The sequence below is a fragment of the Chryseobacterium sp. Tr-659 genome (assembly GCF_011752975.1).
Taxonomy (GTDB): Bacteria; Bacteroidota; Bacteroidia; order Flavobacteriales; family Weeksellaceae; genus Chryseobacterium.
In genome coordinates this window covers 180,073-198,449 of the sequence record NZ_VWWP01000005.1, presented here as the reverse complement: position 1 = coordinate 198,449, position 18,377 = coordinate 180,073, and the positions used below count along the sequence as shown (strand labels likewise).

The following is an 18,377-nucleotide window of genomic DNA, read 5'->3' as shown; positions in this document are numbered from 1 at the left end:
GAAATAAAGCCTATTAACTGTACTTAGCAGAATAAAGCGGCATTTATCTAAAAGTTAATGAAGCCTATTATTAATACTCCGGGCAAACTACCGTAGGGCAGATCATTCCAGAACATCTTGGGATTCCTGGAGGAGGACAGCATAGACGTGAACATTTGCCATCAATAACAATTCCATTTCCTGAAATTCCTTTTAGTTGTTCTCTTGAAAGCTTGCTTTTGTTTAAGTTTTTCATGTTAATTTTTTTGATGAGTTTAATGGTATACTATAAAAGAAATATTTTATAGTAATTGTTTTCTGAATATAATTGTGAATTTTATATGAGATAATGCCTGTTAACTGTATTTAACAGAACAAAGTGGCATCTATCTGAAATGTAATGGAGTATCTTATAAATACTGTGGACATACTACCGCAGGGCAGATTAATCTTGGACATTGTGTAACTCCTGGAGGAGGACAGCATTGGTTGGAACAGTTTCCGATTGGGATAAGAGCACTTCCTGAAATTGATTTTAATTGCTCTCTTGAAAGTTTGCTGTTACGTAGATTTTTCATGGTGTAATATTTTTGTTTATTTTAATGTTTGTACTGCGTAAATATAAAAAAATATACAATATGTTGTTATTATTTAGATAAATTTGTTAATATGTTGAATGATTTTTATTCAAAATACTTGTTTTGTGTTCATTTTGTTAATTGAATAGGGGGGCTTAAACGTTCTTTGTAAAAAATAGCATTAGGAACGGTTTTTGGAGTAAATTGCACCTACTATAGATACATTATGTTTGACAAGCAGCAAAGAAAATTGAAAAGATCCGCAAAGCTGATTTCCGTGTTGAGTAAATACGGTTTTAAAGACCTTCTGGCAAGAATGAACGGAGGAAACAAGCAGGAAGAAGCTTCAAATTCAGATGAAATTATTTCAAAAGGAACTGTCTATGAAAGAATAAGACTGGCTCTCGAAGAGCTGGGACCTACCTTTGTAAAGCTTGGCCAGACATTCAGCAGCCGCGAAGATCTTCTGCCGCCGGAACTCATTCAGGAGCTGCAGAAACTTCAGGATAAAGTAGAAATGGTAGACATGGATGTAGAAGATGCGCTGGAAAGTGAATTCAATATTTCTGTTAAAGATTATTTCCTGGAAATCCAGAAAGAGCCTTTGGCTACAGCATCCATTGCACAGGTTTATAAAGCGGTTTTGCTTGATGGAAGCTCTGTTATCTTAAAACTCAGAAAGCCCGATGTACAATCTGTTATTGAAGACGATCTGCTGCTTATCAAAGATATTGAAAAGCTGATTTCTGCTTATTCTGAGATAGGAGAAAAGCTTAATCTGAAACAAGCTATTTCTACTTTTGAAAGGTCTCTATTGGAAGAAGTCTCTCTGATAAATGAGAAAAACAATATTCAGCAGTTCCGTCTCAATTTTAAAAACAATAAAGAAACCTATGTTCCGAAAGTCTATGAAGAATTTTCAAACAATAATATTCTTTGTATGGAATTTATTGATGGAATAAAGGTTACGGATAAATCTGTTCTTCTGGCCAATGGGATTGATCCTGTAAAAGTTTCTGAAGCCGGATTGAGACTTTTTGTTTCCCAGATCCTAGATTACGGATTCTTTCATGCTGACCCGCATGCCGGAAATATCTTAGTAAAAAAAGATGGCAAAATTGTTTTTATTGATTTTGGAGCCGTAGGAAAAATTCAGCCTAATGATAAGGAAATTCTTGAAAATCTGATTGTAAGTTTTGTAGCAAAGAACTCTCATAAAATAGTCCGTTATCTCAAGAAAATGGCGATAAGCTATGAAATTCCTGACGAGAGAAGATTCGAAAATGATGTGGAGGATATTCTGAATTTCGTTCACAGCTCATCATTGCAGGAGATTAATGTACAGGTAATAATCAATAAAATGAAGGATATCTTAAAAGATAACAGACTTTATATGCCTGATTATTTCTACCTTTTATTTAAAGGAATCAGCCTGATAGAAGGTGTTGGAAGGAATATTAATCCGGATCTTGATATTGTGAAAAGCCTCCATCCCTATACAAAGAAAATATTCACTAAAAAGATCAACCCTAAAAACCTTCTGAAAACAGGAATGGACAGGATGATGAATTTTACGGATAATGTAGATGAAATCCCGAAAGAGCTTCGTTCGGTACTTCAAAAACTGGATGAAAATAAATTTACGGTTTCCAGCGAGATTAAAAATATTGAAAAGACCAATCAGCTGATTAAATCAAGTGTTATCAACCTTATCTTAGCCATGATTTTAGGAGCTAATATTATTGCAACGGCAATCGTGTTTACATCAGAATCTGGGCCAAGAATAGGAGAATTGTCTGTGGTTGCTGTTCTTGGATTTGTTTTTTCTGTTATTTTAGTGTTAATACTTTTGCTGAGGGTGAGCAGGAAGTAGGAAAAGAATGTTTAAGACACCAAATTATTGAACTTATTAGGGGATTCGCTTTATGATATGGAGACTCGTTCCTGCATTCATAACCAATTATTTCGAACTTACGAATCCCAAGCTAAAAAATCTGATTATGAAAAAACTAATAATAACAAACGTCCTGTTTTGGGGATCATTTGCTACCGCTCAGGAAGGAAACAACGTAAAAATTCAAGGTGATTTTGATGGAAACGGCAAGAAAGAATATGCTTATACGAAAGTGTCAGACTGCGGTGATGAATGTGAAGGAAAATGTGAAACCATCATTTATTTCAGTGATAAAAATATAAAACCGTTTACTATTTCACCCGCCAAAGGAGGAACTTTGTTTAATCTGGGAGATCTTAACGGGGATGGTAAAGATGATCTGGGATTTTACCCCGATTGGTGCACCAGCTGCTGGCACCCTTTTTATGTTTATACTTTGAGTAGTACAGGCTGGAAATCTTTAGTTCCTTCTATTCCTACTCATTGTAACCAGTGGGAAGCCGATAAATTTCCGATCAGGAAGGATCCGAAAAAGAAAGGTTATGTTATTATTACTTCCAGCAAATGGGAAGATGATGATATTAAAATCAAAGTCAATAGTGTAAAGGTGAATTGAGTAAAAAAGCTGGATAATGGAGGCGGGAAGAAGGAAAAAAATGGCCTCTGATGCTATATCATTTTGATCATAAATTCAGCCGTGAAGTCTGATAATTTTCAAGCTTCAAACCTCTTGGTTCTATACTACAAAATTAAATACCTATCTTTGCAAAATGGAAAAACTCACTTTTGCGGATTTTGACCTGCCGGTTAAAATTCTTGATGTTTTAGCGGATCTGGAATTATTTGAACCCACACCAATTCAGGAGAAAAGCTTAAAACCTATTCTTTCCGGAAGGGATGTAATGGGAATTGCTCAAACCGGAACCGGAAAAACATTAGCTTATCTTTTGCCCGTTCTTAAAACATGGAAATACAACAAAACAGGAAATCCAACTGTTTTGGTGCTTGTGCCTACAAGAGAATTAGTAGTACAGGTAACTGAAATCCTTGAGAAACTGACAGAAAATATTACTGCAAGAGTAATCGGAATATACGGAGGTAAAAATATCAATACCCAAAAATTATTGTTTGACGGAGGATGTGATATTTTGGTAGGAACTCCGGGAAGAGTGATGGACCTTTCCATAGATAATGCGATCTCCCTGAAAGAAGTGCAAAAGCTTATCATTGATGAATTTGATGAAATGCTAAACTTAGGTTTCAGACCTCAGCTAACCCATATCTTTGAAATGATGAAAGAGAAAAGGCAGAACATTCTTTTCTCAGCAACCATGACAGAAGCGGTAGATGAAATGCTGGATGAATATTTTGCAAGCCCTGTAGAAATTTCATTGGCGAAATCCGGAACTCCACTTGAAAAAATTGAGCAGACCGCTTATAAAGTTGAAAACTTCAATACCAAGATCAATTTGCTTGAACATTTACTGAAGAATGATACAGATATGTCCAAAGTTTTGATCTTCAATAATAATAAGAAGCATGCTGATCTTCTTTTTACCAAGATTGATGAACTTTTCCCTGAACAGTTTGATGTGATCCACTCCAATAAATCTCAGAATTACAGGCTTAAGGCAATGAAAAGTTTTGAGAATGAAGAAGTGAGAGGTCTGATTACAACTGATGTTATGGCAAGAGGTCTTGATATTTCCAATATTACCCATGTTATCAACTTTGAGACGCCTGATATTCCTGAACAATATATTCACAGAATCGGTAGAACCGGTAGAGCAGATAAAGAAGGAAAAGCATTGACTTTCGTGACTAAGAAGGAAGAGCCTTTGATTCTTGATATCGAATTATTGATGGATAAAGAATTAAAATTTAATGACTTCCCTGAAGGTGTTAAGATTAATCCTAATAAAATTGCCTCTGAAAAAGATGAAGTGGTGATGAAAAATCCTGCACAGGTAAAACTAAATGAAGGAGGAGGTGCTTTCCACGAGAAAAAAGCTAAGAATACAAAAGAAAACTGGGGTGGTCCTTCCAAAAGAAAAGCTCCTAAGAAGTTCGGAGCAAACAGAGCACAGCAGAAAGCAATTTCCAAATCAAAGAGAAAGAAATAAAGAAATCCCGTTAAGGGATTTTTTTATTAGATTTAATACCAAATAATTTAAAATGATAAGGAGTCTTTTTTTCTTCATTTTTCTCCTGATATCAGGTTTTAAAGCTTTTGGCCAGGATGAAGGTTTGAAATTAAATCATATTTATTTTGTTTTGGATTCTGCTGATTTTGAAAGGTTCAAAGCAAATAAACAGCTTGCCAACTGGGCTAATCTGGACAAAGGACTGCCAAATTTTGATCCTGTAGATGAAAAAGCTACAACGGTTTATTTACGGGGAAAGTCTACCTATCTTGAAATAATGGGACCGGATAATAAATTTGGTGAGAAGACGGGAGCAGTGGGAATAGGCTTTTCCTGGGATGTTCATGCACCGTTTTCAGATAATATCAACAAAAAAGTGAAGAAAAAAGGACTGAAATTCGAAAGATCAGAATCAATGTGGGATTTTGGAAACGAAAAGGTCCTTTGGTATTCTGCCTACTATACCCATCTGAAAGGAAGTGCTGCTATCTGGTATGCTTTCTACAACCCCGACTTTCTGACCCACTTGTACCATACCCAATACAGTTCTTTTCGCAGAGAAGATTTTCTGGAAAAGAAAATGAATACAGATAAAGCAATCAAAGATCTTTCAGGAATTGTACTGGACTGCAGCCCTGAAGATTATAAGAAAATTGCCGAAGAGCTGAGATCTTTCGGGGTCAGAATAAAGGCTTCTGGTAAAAATTGGATAACTTTTGAGCCAGACTCTGTTGAAATCAGGCTTAATCAGACTGAATTAAAGAAAACGGAGCTCAGGGAACTAAAATTAAGAACCGGATATGAGCTGAAAGAAAACCTTAAAATAGGAAACCTCCGACTTGAAAGCAGAAGAAAAGAACTTGTAATAAAACTACATTAATTATTACTGAAAAACTAAGCTAAAGAAGCCCTTACTGCTTCATATAAACGATAATTGCCCATCATTATCATAATCCGTTTTTAAGCCTTTTCATATTATTTTATAATTTGGCCTGGTATTACAAAGGAATTGAAAAAAATACGATATAATTAATTAACTTAAAAATCTCTTTGTGTATGTTGGATCACAACTATGTAGCATCATTTTTATTGATGAATGTACTTCGTAGAAACAAAAAAACTCCGGTTTTCGGAGTTTAACTTTAGCTATTTCATATAAGGTTTCATAATTTTTGCCCAGATTTTATATCCTTCCGGTTTAAAGTGGAGCATATCTTCCACAAAGATATCTTTTCTTACATTTCCGTTGGAGTCTTCCATTGCTTTGGTAACATCAATGAATTCAGCATGAGGTTCCTTTTTCATAAAAGCAGCAATCTTTTTATTGGCGATTTTCATCTGTGGCCAAATCACCTCTCTGCTCGGAGAATACTTAATTGAGATGTAATCTACTTCAATATTGGGAAATCTCTCACGTATTTTTTGATAAAAAGCCTTAAACCTTTCAACAACTACTTTTGCTTTAAGTTTGTGATTATCTGCAAAATCATTTTCACCACAGTAAATAATAATCTGCTTAGGCTGATACGGAGCCAGAAGATCATCTGCAAAATAATTAAGATCTGTAAGCCTTGAGCCTCCGAAACCTCTGTTGATAATCATTTTACCCGGAAAATAATCGTCAATATCTGTCCACTTAGTGAAAGATGAGCTTCCCAGAAATAAGATGGCATCCTTTGGAGGCGGGTTTTGTTGATCCTTTTTTTTGAACTCCTGGATGTCTTGCCAGAACATCGGCTTTTTTTCCTGAGAAAAGGCAATGGTAAAGCACAGCAATAGAAATGCTGTCAGAATCTTCTTCATTATATTCAGTTTTAAATTTAAGATAAAAGTAATAAAAAACTCCCGATCATCGGGAGTTTATGCTATCTTTTGTAAGTTATGTAATTAATATCCGGGATTTTGTCTCCATCCATATCAAAATTTCCAAATTGTTGAGCTAATCTCAGATCTTTACTGGTTAAAACATCAACTCTGTAACTCATATTTTCTTCCTTGTCAAATTTAATTCCTAAAATCTTTGTGTCTCCGTCATAAGTGAATCTTCCTTCGCTTTTAGCATTAGGCTGGCAGTCTGCTCCAGTTCCTGTATAGGCCGTATAGCTTACATAAAAATCTGTTCTGAAGAAAAGCGTATTTTTAGTTGCACATCCTGTAGAAATCTCAGTTTTAAGCACCGTTTTATTGTCTTTTCCGGAAATTACTTCCCTTTTAACTTCCTTCCAATCTCCCTGCATAATCTCCATTTCATATGCTTGAATATCATCATCTTTACAAGAAGTAAGTGCCAGGGCAGAAAAGGCAAATAAAAGTAGTTGTTTTTTCATTTTTACAAATTTAAGAATGTGCTAAAATATAAATAAATTTGAAATATCCGTAATGAAATAACGACTTTTTAAACGAATGTTTATAAATTAAATAATTATAGAGGGTGATATAATGGTTTTGAAAAACAAATAAGGATTTGAATTTTATAAAATGAAAGATTAAAAATGTTCTCCACTCCATATCAAAAGAGGCGGGTTTTAACCCGCCTGCTATAAAAATTATATGCCATTGGCTTTAGCCAAAAAATTAATAACTCATCTCCACAATCTTATGCGCGTCCTGCGGAGTCAGTTTTTTATATTCTCCAAGTCCCAGCCAGTTTCTTTCAGTAAAGGCTTTTTCTACTCTTTCAGCAGTTCCTTTGTAATCTTCCGTATATTCAGAAAGTTTGGTATTGATATGAAGACTGTGGAAGAATTCCTCCAGTTTCTTGATTCCCAGTTCCGCTTTTTCTTCTATACTTCCATCTTTAATACCCCAAACTCTTTCAGCATACTGAGCCAGTTTTCCTTTTTTATCTTCAAAATTATAGCGGTAGTGAGACGGTGCAATGATAGCCAGGGTTCTTGCATGATCAATGCCGAAATAAGCTGTCAGTTCATGTCCCATAGCATGTACGGCCCAGTCTGTGATTACTCCCTTCTGGATAAGGCCGTTTAAAGCCATTGTACAGCACCACATAAAGTTTCCGGCAGCATCATAATTAAAGTCATCTGCCAATACTTTTGGAGCCGTTTCCTGAAGACTGATCAGAATGCTTTCCGCAATTCTTTCCTGAAGATCTGCAGACGAAGGAGCGGTCATATATTGTTCCAATACGTGAGTGTAAGCATCAGTGATTCCGTTCACGATCTGATTTTTTGGAATAGATCTGATCACTTCCGGATCTAATACTGAGAATTGAGGAAATAATCCGGGGCCTCCTGATGAAAGCTTCTCATTCGTTTCTCTTCTGGAAATTACATAACCTGAATTCATTTCAGAGCCCGTGGCAGGAAGAGTTAAAATACTTCCGAAAGGCATTCCTTCCCCCTCAAAAGTTCTTACCGATTTTCTCAGAATATCCCAGGGCTCACCATTATAATGGGCAGCCGCAGAGATGAATTTTGTCCCGTCAATTACAGATCCGCCACCTACAGCAAGAAGATAAGTAATATTTTTTTCCTTTATAAAACTTAATGCATTGATTAAGACTTCATACTCCGGATTGGCAGGAACCCCGCCAAATTCATATACCTCATGATCCTTCAAAGCTTCTTTTACCTGATCGTAAACACCATTATTTTTGATGCTTCCGCCGCCGTAGATCATTAATATTCTGGCATCTTTAGGAATTTCATTGGAAATTTTAGCGATTTCGCCTTTCCCGAAAAGTATTTTTGTCGGATTTTTAAACTCGAAATTAAGCATTGTTCTAAATTTATTTTAACCCAAATTTACGGAATGAAAAAGGAAAAGTGAGTTAATGAAATTTTAAAATTACTATGATTGAATTTCATGAAAGCTATTGTTGTATTTAATCTTTTGCAGAAAGATATTTTTTTGCTCTTTTTATAAAATCTTCTTTATCCCTTTTGATGTCTTCCATTAATTTTTTACGGTCATCAGGAATCGTTAAATATTGATCACCCCAAAGATTAATTTCCACGATTACAGGAACCAGATCAATACCTTTTTGAGTGAGGAAATACAGAATCTTTAACTTGCTGTCCGGATGGTCCTTCTTATCGATAATTCCATGATCCAATAAATTTTGCAGTCTGGAAGCAAGGATATTGCTTGCTATTTTTTCATCAGCTTTCTGGAAATCTCCATATGTGCATTCCTTTTTGATCATGAGATCACGAATAATTAGCAACGACCATTTATCTCCCCACATTTCCAATGAGCAGCTGATAGGACAGTCTGATCTTTTTTTACCCATAATATTAATTATAAAATAATACTTGCAAAACGAAAGTATTTGTTTTAAATTCGCTTTTATTTTGCAAGTAAATTTAATCATAAAAAATTAATAAATCAAATGGATCATTATGATATTGCCGTAATAGGGTCAGGCCCCGGAGGATACGTAGCTGCGATAAGAAGCGCACAGTTAGGTTATAAAACCGTAATCATAGAGAAATATGACACGTTAGGAGGAACATGCACCAATGTAGGCTGTATTCCAACCAAGGCTTTGTTGGACAGTACTCATCATTATGCAGAAGCACAGCATAAGTTTAAAGAACATGGAATCAATCTGGAGGAAGTAAAACTCGATTTTTTACAGATGTACAGAAGAAAATCGGATGTGGTTTCCAAAAATACAGCTGGGCTTGATTTCCTGATGAATAAAAATAAGATCACGCGTTTGAAAGGAACGGCAGGTTTTATCAATAACACAACCATACGGGTCATTAACGAGACCGAAGTAAAGACGATTACAGCGAAGCATTATATCATTGCGACAGGCTCAAAGCCGTCAACTATTCCGGGAGTTGAAATTGACAAAAAAAGAATCATTACCTCTACAGAGGCTTTATCATTAAAGGAAAAACCAGAATCTATGGCGATTATTGGCGGAGGAGTAATAGGGGTAGAAATGGCTTCTATTTTCAATCGTATCGGCACAAAAGTAACCATTCTTGAGTATGCAGACCACCTGATTGCCGCAATGGATAACGAACTGGGAAAAACATTACAGAAAATCCTTAAAAAAGAAGGAATTGATATCCGTTTAAATCAAGCTGTTTATAAAGTAGAGAATTCAGGTTCAACTGCTAACGCTTTTTTCAAAGACAAGAACGGAACAGAAGAGAGCCTGGAGGCGGATTATATTTTGGTAGCAGTGGGAAGAAGTCCATATATAAAAGGCCTTGGGCTTGAAAATACGGATGTAGAACTTGACAGTCGTGGATTTATTAAAGTAAATGAAAACAATCAAACCTCAGTTTCTACAATCTATGCTATCGGAGATGTGATTGGCGGGGCAATGCTGGCTCACAAGGCTGAAGAAGAAGGTGTTTATGTTGTGGAAACCATTAACGGACAAAAACGTCATATTCACTACAACCGTATTCCTTCTGTCGTTTATACCTGGCCTGAAGTAGCCTCAGTAGGATATACTGAAGAAGAGCTGAAAAAAAATAACATAGCATATAATATAGGAAAATTCCCGTTTTCTGCCAGTGCAAGAGCGAGGGCATCAATGGATATGGACGGTTTTGCAAAAGTGCTGGTAGACCCTAAATATGGTGAAGTGCTGGGAGTACATATCATTGGTGCAAGAGCAGCCGATTTAATTGCGCAGGGTGTAATTGCACAGGAATATGAAGTCACAGCTGAAGATATGTTCCGTATTTCCTACGCACACCCAACCTATTCTGAAACTCTAAAGGAAGCTTATCTCATTGCATCCGGACAGGGAGCCGTTAATATATAAAAAAGTATATTATAAAATTAAACCATTAAGGTTGATAAAGAAAATGAGAATAATGAATATTTGCCTTTTATTCATTTTTAAAAATCTTAATGGTTTATAAAATATATCAGAAAATCAATTTTATCGAAGATAAAATGAACCCCTATAATCTTATTTGTGTCTTAGTATTTCCCAAAAAAATAGTTACAAAGCAGAACAGTTTTCATCCTTTGCATAAACCCCATTGCTTTTTGCGTCTAATTTTCCGGTTTTTCTATTGATTTTAACTAAAAAAGACTCTTTCACAGCCGGGCAGCCTTTCGACTGCATCAGATACATGGAGATATGACGGTCTTCAATTTTGTAAGTCCCGGTAAAACGATTGCTGGTATCTACCGAATAACCATAAGTTTTGGCCAGTAAAATAGCTTCAGGAAGATTGTCCACGGTTCCTATAAAGTCTCTTAATTGCTCCTCATTAGAAAAATAAACAGATCTTTCATTTTTGCATGCAAGAATGTATGAAAAACAGTTGTTACCAATACATTTCTGGAAGAATCCTTTTTCCGGTACAGGTTCATTAATGGTCATAAAATCAGGAGCCTGGCTCTCATAGATAACCGCTTTTTCATAATCGGTATCATTGCTGAGAACCCGCCAGTACGCATAAGCTTTATCCGGAACAATGAACGGGTAGAGTAGATCTATATTATCTAAGATTTCCGGTATTTTTTTAAAATCGGGAGGGACCGCTTTCTGGCCGAAAACCAAGCCGGATAATAACAATAAAGTCGGAAACAACACTCTCATTCAATTGTTTTTACAAATTTAGCAAAGTTAAATTTATTGCAACACAATTTTGTAATAGCCTTTTTCATCTTTTACGTCAATTCCGATGCCTGTAAACGTTAATTTATTGATCTGAAAACCATCACAGCCTCCTTTAAATTCCGATGATTGGATTGAAAAATCAAGATTTTTAATGTTAGAATAAAACTTATAGTTTTTTGTTCCGTTATAGGCCCCTACATTTTCTAAAATAACCCTGTTGTCGGATGTTTTCGTTAATTGTACATTAACATTATTCTCGTCCTGAACTGAATAGGTTGTTAATGTTCCGTTCGTGATAAGATTTTCATTATTGGAATTGGCGAACTCAAAAACAATGGGTTGTGGTGCATTATAACAATCTTTTTCACAAGAGATGAACAGAAGTGTTATGAAAAGAAAGAGGAATGTTTTTTTCATAGATTTATGGATGGTGTGAGGAGTAAAATTAATTATTAATGTTTTGTAATCAAAATTATTTTACATCTGAATAGTTAAAATGAACCAGACTATTTTAAAAACCTGTACAAGTTTAGATTCATGACTTGCATGATGAGTACCCGATTTATAAAAACTTCATCGGATATCCCACTGCTACATTCCCATTGATAATTTTTTTAAGCCTGGATTCCATCATTTTTTTGGTCAGAGGTTTCAGGTGGTCGGTATATAAGATTCCCAAAGTATGATCGTATTCATGCTGGACAATTCGGGCGGTTAATCCTGTGAACATTTTTGTATGTTTTGTGAAATTGTGATCAAGATATTCAATAGTAATGGCCCAGGGCCTTTTTATTTTTTGGGAAAGTCCGGGAATACTCAGACAGCCTTCATAATCATCCCAGGTTTCTTCCGATCTGTCAATGATTTTTGCATTGATGAAGGTTTCTTTAATTCCTTTATCATCCTTTCCGAAATATAATATCTGATCTTCTGTGTCCAGATTTTTATAAATAATTTGGCTGTCCGCAACAAAAAGCTGTAAAGGTTTTCCGATCTGAGGAGAAGCAAGGCCGCAGCCATTGGCATTTTCCATAGTATCCCACATATCGGTTATCAATTTCTGGATTTCAGAAGTGTTTTCCTTGATTTTTGAGCATTTTTGCTTTAAAATGTGATTTCCGTAAGCAAGAATAGATAAATTCATTGTCATATTTTCCTGCAAAGTTCAGGAGAAGAGAAAATATATACAATGAACCTATGTTAATTAATCTGTCTGCGGATTCTGCTTAAAGCCTGTGGAGTAATTCCAATATAAGATGCAATATATTTTAAAGGGACACGCTGAAGAAGTTCCGGCTGTTCTGTGAATAATTTCAGATACCGTTCCTTCGCATTAAGTTGAAGCAGAGAAAGTTCCCTTTTGCTTTTATTCAAAAACAGTTTCTCAGAAGCGAAACGCCCCAGATGATTGCCTACATGAGTCTGGCTGTATACCTTTTGAAGATCATCATAAGAGATCTGCCAAACTACAGTTTCTGTCAGAGACTGCATTTCATATTCGGAAGGAGTTTGGGTAAGGAAAGAATCATAGGCGCAGCTAAACTCTTTTTCAAAGCTAAAGCTGAAAGTGTAGCCATATTCATCATCAGGAATATAAAATCTCACCAGTCCGGATTCTATAAAGGATAAGTAATTTTCTGTATCGCCCTGCTGGGTAATGATCTCATTTTTAGCATATACTTTTCTGTGGAAATGTCCCGCTATAAATGCCCATTCCGATTCTTGCAGTTTTACAATCTGTTCATAATATTCTCTGATGTAGCCCATTAGATTGAATTGTTCTGTAAAGGTAGCAAAATCCTGTCAAACCTTTAGATGTACGATATGATCAAAATAAAAAGAAGTAAAACCTGTTGCTGGAAAGACAAAGACTAATTAAAGGATATCAAAAAACGGTTCATTTTCCTGAACAAAAATTAATATAAATTTTACTTTTAAGACCTTATTTTTTGTCATTTATCAATTCAACTAATTCTAAAATCACTTACATTTGTTATTATGATACACGACCAACGCGCAGAAAAATTCAGGCAGATCGTGGAGAATAAATTCCAGATCTACAATTCATTATTTATGAGCCTGCCCTATGATAAAATGACCAATATCGGGATGCTGCTTCCGTTCCTTTACGAGGAAAGCAGAACCGGCTATGATGCTGGAAAAACTCCCGAGGAAATCGTAGAAGAATTCTTTAAAAACCATACCGATCTTCAGACGGAAGAACAGAAACTCGAACTGCTCTTCAAGATCATACAATATATAGAAAGACAGGTGGTCCTGTTTGATAGTATTGAAGATGCAGCTTTTCCAAACCTCCATTCTGAAAGTGACAACGGAACCGTAACCAATCTTTTTGAACGTTCTTTTCAGGATCATAAAATTGAGAAAGTACGAGATAAGTTGAAAGATTTCAGCGTAAAAGTAGTGTTTACTGCCCACCCTACACAGTTTTATCCAAGTTCTGTACAGAGAATCATTCAGGATCTGAGAGGAGCTATTACAAATGATTCTGTAACACAGATCGATATGCTTTTGCAGCAACTGGGAAAAACACCTTTCGTCAATAAAGAAAAACCTACCCCAGTAGATGAAGCATTAAGCATTATTTCATACCTGAGATATGTATATTATGATACTATCGGAGAACTGTTCACAAAGATCAAAAAGACTTTTGGAAACGGACATTTTCATTTGCATGAAGACATTATTCAGTTAGGCTTCTGGCCGGGAGGGGACCGGGATGGGAATCCTTTTGTAACAGCAGATGTTACGAAAAGAGTAGCGGAAGAACTGCGTTCAGCCATTTTGAAGTCTTATTACAGCCATTTGAAATTCATTAGAAGAAGATTGAGCTTCAGAGGGGTTTCCGAAGTGTTAACTCAATTAAGCGAAGAACTGTATGCTGCTATTTTTAATGGAAAGAGCATTGCTGCAGAAGATATTTTAAAAAGGGCTAATGAAGCGGAAAAAATCCTCGTGAATGAGCATAATTCCTTGTTTTTGGACCTTCTTGTTAATTTCAGAGATCGGGTAATGATTTTCGGGACTCACTTTGCCACGTTGGATATCCGTCAGGACAGCAGGATTCATCAGAAGGTAATTGATGAGGTCTTTGCAAAAACATATGGAAATGAAGAAGCAGATCATGAACAGAAATTCAACGCATTGATTGGCATCTCAGAAACCGTTAACCCTGAAGATTTTGAAGATATTGTTAAAGATACTCTATTAACCGTTTCACAGGTTTTAGAAATTCAGAATCTGAATGGATTAAGAGGAATGAACAGGTATATTATCTCTAATTCCGATGCAGTGAAAGATGTGATGAATGTGTATGCATTCTTTAAGGTTTGTGGTTATAAAGAGGAGGATATCAATATGGATATTGTTCCGCTTTTTGAAACAATGGAAGGACTTGCGAATGCTGAGCACGTAATGAACGAATTGTATCAGAACCCTGTGTATAAAAAGCACCTTGAAAAAAGAGGAAATCAGCAAACAATTATGCTTGGATTCTCAGACGGAACCAAAGACGGAGGATATTTAAAGGCCAATTGGGAAATCTATAAAGCCAAAGAAGTGCTGACGAAACTTTCTGAACAGAATAATATCAAAGTTGTGTTCTTTGATGGCAGAGGTGGTCCGCCTGCAAGAGGTGGAGGGAAAACCCACGATTTTTACGCTTCACAAGGGAAAACTATAGCCAATAATAAAATTGAACTGACTATCCAGGGGCAGACAATCACGAGTATTTTCGGAAATAAAGAACAGGCAAAATATAATTTTGAACAGCTGCTGACTGCCGGAGTTGAAAATGATGTATTCAAAAATGCCAAGAAAGATCTTACAGAAAAAGAAAGATCTCTAATCATTGAGCTGGCGGATATCAGTTATCAAAAGTATTCAGATCTGAAAGCCCATCCTATGTTTGTTCCGTATCTTCAGGAGATGAGTACTTTGGAGTATTATGGAAAAACCAATATCGGAAGCCGCCCATCTAAAAGAGGAAATGGCAGTGAACTGAAATTTGAGGACTTGAGAGCAATTCCGTTTGTAGGATCCTGGTCACAGCTAAAGCAGAATGTACCTGGGTTTTTCGGTTTCGGTTATGCGATGCAGAAGATGAAAGAACAAGGCAGATTTGAAGAAGTAAGAGAACTGTACAAAGGTTCTGATTTCTTTAAAACATTAGTTCTGAACTCGATGATGAGTATGAATAAATCTTATTTCCCTTTAACTTATTATATTAAAAATAATCCCAAGTTCGGCGCTTTCTGGAATGTTCTTTTCGATGAATATGAGCTTTCCAGAGAAATTATGCTGGAGCTTACCGGGTTTAAAATGCTTCAGGAAGAAGATCCGTTGTCCAGAAAATCGGTGAAGATTCGTGAGAAAATTGTACTTCCATTGTTGAGTATTCAGCAATATGCTTTAATGAAGATCCAGAAAGGAGAAGGAAATAAAGAGGCTTATGAAAAACTGGTTACACGTTCTCTATTCGGGAATATTAATGCGAGCAGAAATTCTGCTTAACTTATTTTAAAATTTAATCTATGAAGGCATACCTTTTATACGAAGCCGGAGGAGCCGATAAGCTGGTTCTTGGTGAAGTGGAAAAACCAGTTTTAAAAAGCGGGGAAGTTCTAATAAAAGTAAAAGCCATTGGTATAAATCCGGCAGATACTATTTATCGTAATTCAGATGCATTTATTACTGCTGCATTTGGTAAAGAGCGGCCTGTAATAATCGGTTGGGATATATCTGGTGAAATTGTAGAAAAAGCCGAAAATACCCATGGGTTTGAAGTGGGAGATGCTGTTTTTGCGCTTTTACAAAATGCCAGTGGTTATGCCGAATTTGTAGCAGTAAACGTAAAATTGCTGGCCCTTAAGCCAGACAATATTTCTTTTGAAGAAGCGGCAGCTGCTCCAATGGCTGGTTTAACCGCCTGGCAGCCATTAGTTCATGGAATGAATATCAAAAAAGGAGATAAAATTCTTATTCATGGGGCTTCAGGAGGGGTTGGACATTTTGCGGTGCAAATAGCCAAGCATCTTGGAGCTGAAGTAATCGGAACATCTTCTGCTAAAAACCGGGAGTTTGTAATGTCCCTTGGTGCTGATAAACATATCGATTATCAAACTGAAAATTTCTGGGAAGTAATTAAAGATGCGGATTTTGTTTTTGATACTATTGGTGGAGAAACTTTGGAACATTCTATTGACGCAGCCAAACCTGGAGGCACAATTATTTCAATATTGGGGCCTGCTGACGAAAAGCTGAAGGCTAAAGCAGAAGAGAAAAATATAAAATTATCCTTATGGGGAATGCAGTTTAACGGAGACGATCTTCGATCCTTTGCAGATGTAATGTCTAAGGGAGCAATAAAGTCTCATATTGCTAAAACTTATCCTTTCACTTCGATGGCTGAAGCGCATACTCAGGTAGAAACCCGCCGTACTGCAGGAAAAATAGTGCTTATCATGTGATTTTTGGGTAAAAACTAAAAAGGAATAATAAAATTGAATAATTTTTTCAGTTTAAAATACAAAGCCGCTCTATTTTAGAGCGGCTTTGTATTTATTCCTTTAAGAATTTTTCATAATAAGTTTTATTCTTGGCTTGAATTTTCAAATAGTAAGTTCCTTTTGGAAAATCTTCTACTTTTATTGATTTCTGGTTGTTGCTTTTTCTGATTGATCTTCCCAGATTATCATAGATTTCCAGAGACTGAACTTCCTGGTCTGATGCAATATTCAGAATACTTTTAACAGGGTTCGGAAATAAAGTAAATGTTTCTTTTTTTACTATTTCGGAAGTATTCAGAACCATATTGTATAAACTTCCGAAGTTGAGAATCCCGTATCCTGTCTGATCTGAATGATTGGGATAAAGAGAAGCTGTTTGTCTCAGTTTTGTTCTCATCTGCTCACGGTCCATTGTTGGAAAAGCTTGAATAAGGCAAGCAACACCTCCCGCAGCGATCGGAGTAGAAATAGAAGTCCCATTAACAATAATGGTAGCATTATTATAAACGGTTGTTGTACCCGTACCCTGGGCACTTCCGTCAGGTTTTACCACTCCAAGTGAATTGGGCCCGAAAGAAGAAAATCCTGAAGCAGTTCCGGCGGAATCTACAGATCCGATAGAAAAAACCTTAGCATTGTCAGACGGTGTGGTAAGATAATGCCATGGCTGTTGTCCTGCATTTCCTGCTGCAGCAAGAACAAAAATACCTTTTTCTGCGGCAATTCCTGCTCCACGGGCAATGAAAGACTTGCTGCCGTTCATATCTGCATATGTATAATTGTATCGGGTATCATCAAAGACATTATATCCTAATGATGAAGTGATGACTTCCACACCTTTTCTGTCTGCTTCCTCGGCAGCTTCAATCCAGTACATTTCTTCCTCAGGAATTTCAACAGTTGCATTTTCACTGCGGTACAGGTAGAAATCTGCATCTGGAGCCGCTCCTACAAAAGTATCTTCCAAATAACCGCCGATAGCACCCAATACTACAGAGCCATGTGTACTAAGAGATGCATTATAGATATCATTTGTCTTGGTAACAAAATCATAAGCTGCTTTGATGTGATTTCCATTCCATAATCTTGAAAAAGCAGCCCCTGTATCTACTGTTGGAAACCCTGCGTCTATCACTGCAATTGAAATACCGGTACCTGTATAACCTGCCAGATGGAGCGGGCGTATGTTCACCTGGTCGATCTGTCCGGAACCGGAACCATAATTAAAAGTAGTCAGTGTTTTATTAATACTTGCATCATCCTGCCACTTTCCGGGTGTCATTTTTACTACCGGAGAGGTGTTTCTTGCAAAACTTTCGATAGATTGTACATACGGTTGTGCCTGCAGTATTGTCTTTTGTGCAGGAGTGGCATTTACAGCAGCTCCGTTAAGCCATTTGGAATAATCTATAACCGTAAAGCCGAGATTCTGCAGATTTTGAAGATAAGATTGTTCAATAGGAGCATCCTGATCATTCAGTGATATTCCCAACGCAGTACGCCTGTTGAGTGATTTCTGACTGAGTTCCGAAAGCGGATTCGCATAGAAAGCAGCCTTATTAGGCTTATCTGTAAAGTAAACAAAAACAAGTTCTGTTTGGGCAGATACATTAAGGTAACCTGTTAGGAAACAAAAGAGTAAAAATTTTTTCATAGAATTTATTTGTATAAAGATAAAAACAAAATCAATAA

General features: G+C 36.3%; 18 protein-coding genes. 7 read left to right on the top strand and 11 right to left on the bottom strand.

Annotated elements, in window-relative coordinates:
- Positions 1–70: 70 nt before the first annotated feature.
- Both F3J23_RS13055 and F3J23_RS13050 read right to left on the bottom strand, forming a co-directional pair.
- Positions 71–235, bottom strand: a complete 165-nt coding sequence (locus F3J23_RS13055; RefSeq protein WP_167029543.1) for a hypothetical protein — start codon at positions 233–235, stop codon at positions 71–73.
- Positions 236–389: 154 nt separating this feature from the next.
- The gene (locus F3J23_RS13050; RefSeq protein WP_167029541.1) at positions 390–557 is read right to left on the bottom strand and encodes a hypothetical protein; all 168 of its coding nucleotides are present in this window, start codon (positions 555–557) and stop codon (positions 390–392) included.
- A gap of 250 nt (positions 558–807) precedes the next feature.
- Here F3J23_RS13050 and F3J23_RS13045 point away from each other — a divergent pair, with 250 nt between their 5' ends.
- The 4 genes from F3J23_RS13045 (at position 808) to F3J23_RS13030 (ending at position 5,475) form a co-directional block, all read left to right on the top strand.
- Positions 808–2,430, top strand: coding sequence for an ABC1 kinase family protein (locus F3J23_RS13045; RefSeq protein WP_228455336.1), 1,623 nt, complete (start codon positions 808–810; stop codon positions 2,428–2,430).
- Between the two features lie 127 nt (positions 2,431–2,557).
- Positions 2,558–3,067 carry a hypothetical protein gene (locus F3J23_RS13040; RefSeq protein WP_167029535.1) on the top strand — a complete coding sequence of 170 codons (510 nt, stop codon included), beginning with the start codon at positions 2,558–2,560 and terminating at the stop codon, positions 3,065–3,067.
- A gap of 154 nt (positions 3,068–3,221) precedes the next feature.
- Positions 3,222–4,574, top strand: coding sequence for a DEAD/DEAH box helicase (locus tag F3J23_RS13035; RefSeq protein ID WP_167029532.1), 1,353 nt, complete (start codon positions 3,222–3,224; stop codon positions 4,572–4,574).
- A gap of 52 nt (positions 4,575–4,626) precedes the next feature.
- Positions 4,627–5,475 (top strand): DUF5829 family protein, encoded by an 849-nt coding sequence (locus tag F3J23_RS13030; RefSeq protein ID WP_167029528.1) that lies wholly within the window; start codon positions 4,627–4,629, stop codon positions 5,473–5,475.
- A 266-nt stretch (positions 5,476–5,741) separates the two neighbouring features.
- Here F3J23_RS13030 and F3J23_RS13025 read toward each other — a convergent pair whose 3' ends face one another.
- The 4 genes from F3J23_RS13025 to F3J23_RS13010 all read right to left on the bottom strand — a co-directional run bounded on the left by F3J23_RS13025 (position 5,742) and on the right by F3J23_RS13010 (position 8,847).
- Complete coding sequence (locus F3J23_RS13025) at positions 5,742–6,398, bottom strand: GDSL-type esterase/lipase family protein (RefSeq protein ID WP_167029525.1); 657 nt, start codon at positions 6,396–6,398, stop codon at positions 5,742–5,744.
- A 62-nt stretch (positions 6,399–6,460) separates the two neighbouring features.
- On the bottom strand, positions 6,461–6,922 hold the full coding sequence (locus F3J23_RS13020) for a lipocalin family protein (RefSeq protein WP_167029522.1): 462 nt from the start codon (positions 6,920–6,922) through the stop codon (positions 6,461–6,463).
- A 247-nt stretch (positions 6,923–7,169) separates the two neighbouring features.
- Positions 7,170–8,333 (bottom strand): iron-containing alcohol dehydrogenase, encoded by a 1,164-nt coding sequence (locus tag F3J23_RS13015; protein WP_167029519.1) that lies wholly within the window; start codon positions 8,331–8,333, stop codon positions 7,170–7,172.
- 106 nt (positions 8,334–8,439) lie between these two features.
- Positions 8,440–8,847, bottom strand: coding sequence for a winged helix-turn-helix transcriptional regulator (locus tag F3J23_RS13010; protein WP_167029516.1), 408 nt, complete (start codon positions 8,845–8,847; stop codon positions 8,440–8,442).
- Between the two features lie 99 nt (positions 8,848–8,946).
- On the opposite strand from F3J23_RS13010, the gene lpdA reads away from it, so the two are divergent.
- Positions 8,947–10,347, top strand: a complete 1,401-nt coding sequence (lpdA, locus tag F3J23_RS13005; RefSeq protein WP_167029513.1) for a dihydrolipoyl dehydrogenase — start codon at positions 8,947–8,949, stop codon at positions 10,345–10,347.
- Between the two features lie 183 nt (positions 10,348–10,530).
- Here lpdA and F3J23_RS13000 read toward each other — a convergent pair whose 3' ends face one another.
- From F3J23_RS13000 to F3J23_RS12985, 4 genes are all read right to left on the bottom strand, one after another.
- Complete coding sequence (locus F3J23_RS13000) at positions 10,531–11,136, bottom strand: hypothetical protein (RefSeq protein WP_167029510.1); 606 nt, start codon at positions 11,134–11,136, stop codon at positions 10,531–10,533.
- Between the two features lie 33 nt (positions 11,137–11,169).
- On the bottom strand, positions 11,170–11,574 hold the full coding sequence (locus F3J23_RS12995) for a hypothetical protein (RefSeq protein WP_167029507.1): 405 nt from the start codon (positions 11,572–11,574) through the stop codon (positions 11,170–11,172).
- A gap of 145 nt (positions 11,575–11,719) precedes the next feature.
- Positions 11,720–12,301: a peptide deformylase gene (gene def, locus F3J23_RS12990; protein ID WP_167029504.1), complete on the bottom strand. Its 582-nt coding sequence runs from the start codon at positions 12,299–12,301 to the stop codon at positions 11,720–11,722.
- Positions 12,302–12,357: 56 nt separating this feature from the next.
- Positions 12,358–12,924: a Crp/Fnr family transcriptional regulator gene (locus F3J23_RS12985; protein ID WP_167029501.1), complete on the bottom strand. Its 567-nt coding sequence runs from the start codon at positions 12,922–12,924 to the stop codon at positions 12,358–12,360.
- Between the two features lie 231 nt (positions 12,925–13,155).
- Here F3J23_RS12985 and F3J23_RS12980 point away from each other — a divergent pair, with 231 nt between their 5' ends.
- Together F3J23_RS12980 and F3J23_RS12975 are read left to right on the top strand one after the other, a co-directional pair.
- Entirely contained in the window at positions 13,156–15,690 is a 2,535-nt protein-coding gene (locus tag F3J23_RS12980) for a phosphoenolpyruvate carboxylase (RefSeq protein WP_167029498.1), read from the top strand.
- Positions 15,691–15,710: 20 nt separating this feature from the next.
- Positions 15,711–16,646, top strand: a complete 936-nt coding sequence (locus tag F3J23_RS12975; protein WP_167029495.1) for an NADP-dependent oxidoreductase — start codon at positions 15,711–15,713, stop codon at positions 16,644–16,646.
- A 91-nt stretch (positions 16,647–16,737) separates the two neighbouring features.
- Here the strand turns inward: F3J23_RS12975 and F3J23_RS12970 are convergent, their stop codons facing one another.
- Positions 16,738–18,339, bottom strand: a complete 1,602-nt coding sequence (locus tag F3J23_RS12970; protein WP_167029492.1) for a S8/S53 family peptidase — start codon at positions 18,337–18,339, stop codon at positions 16,738–16,740.
- Positions 18,340–18,377 lie beyond the last annotated feature (38 nt).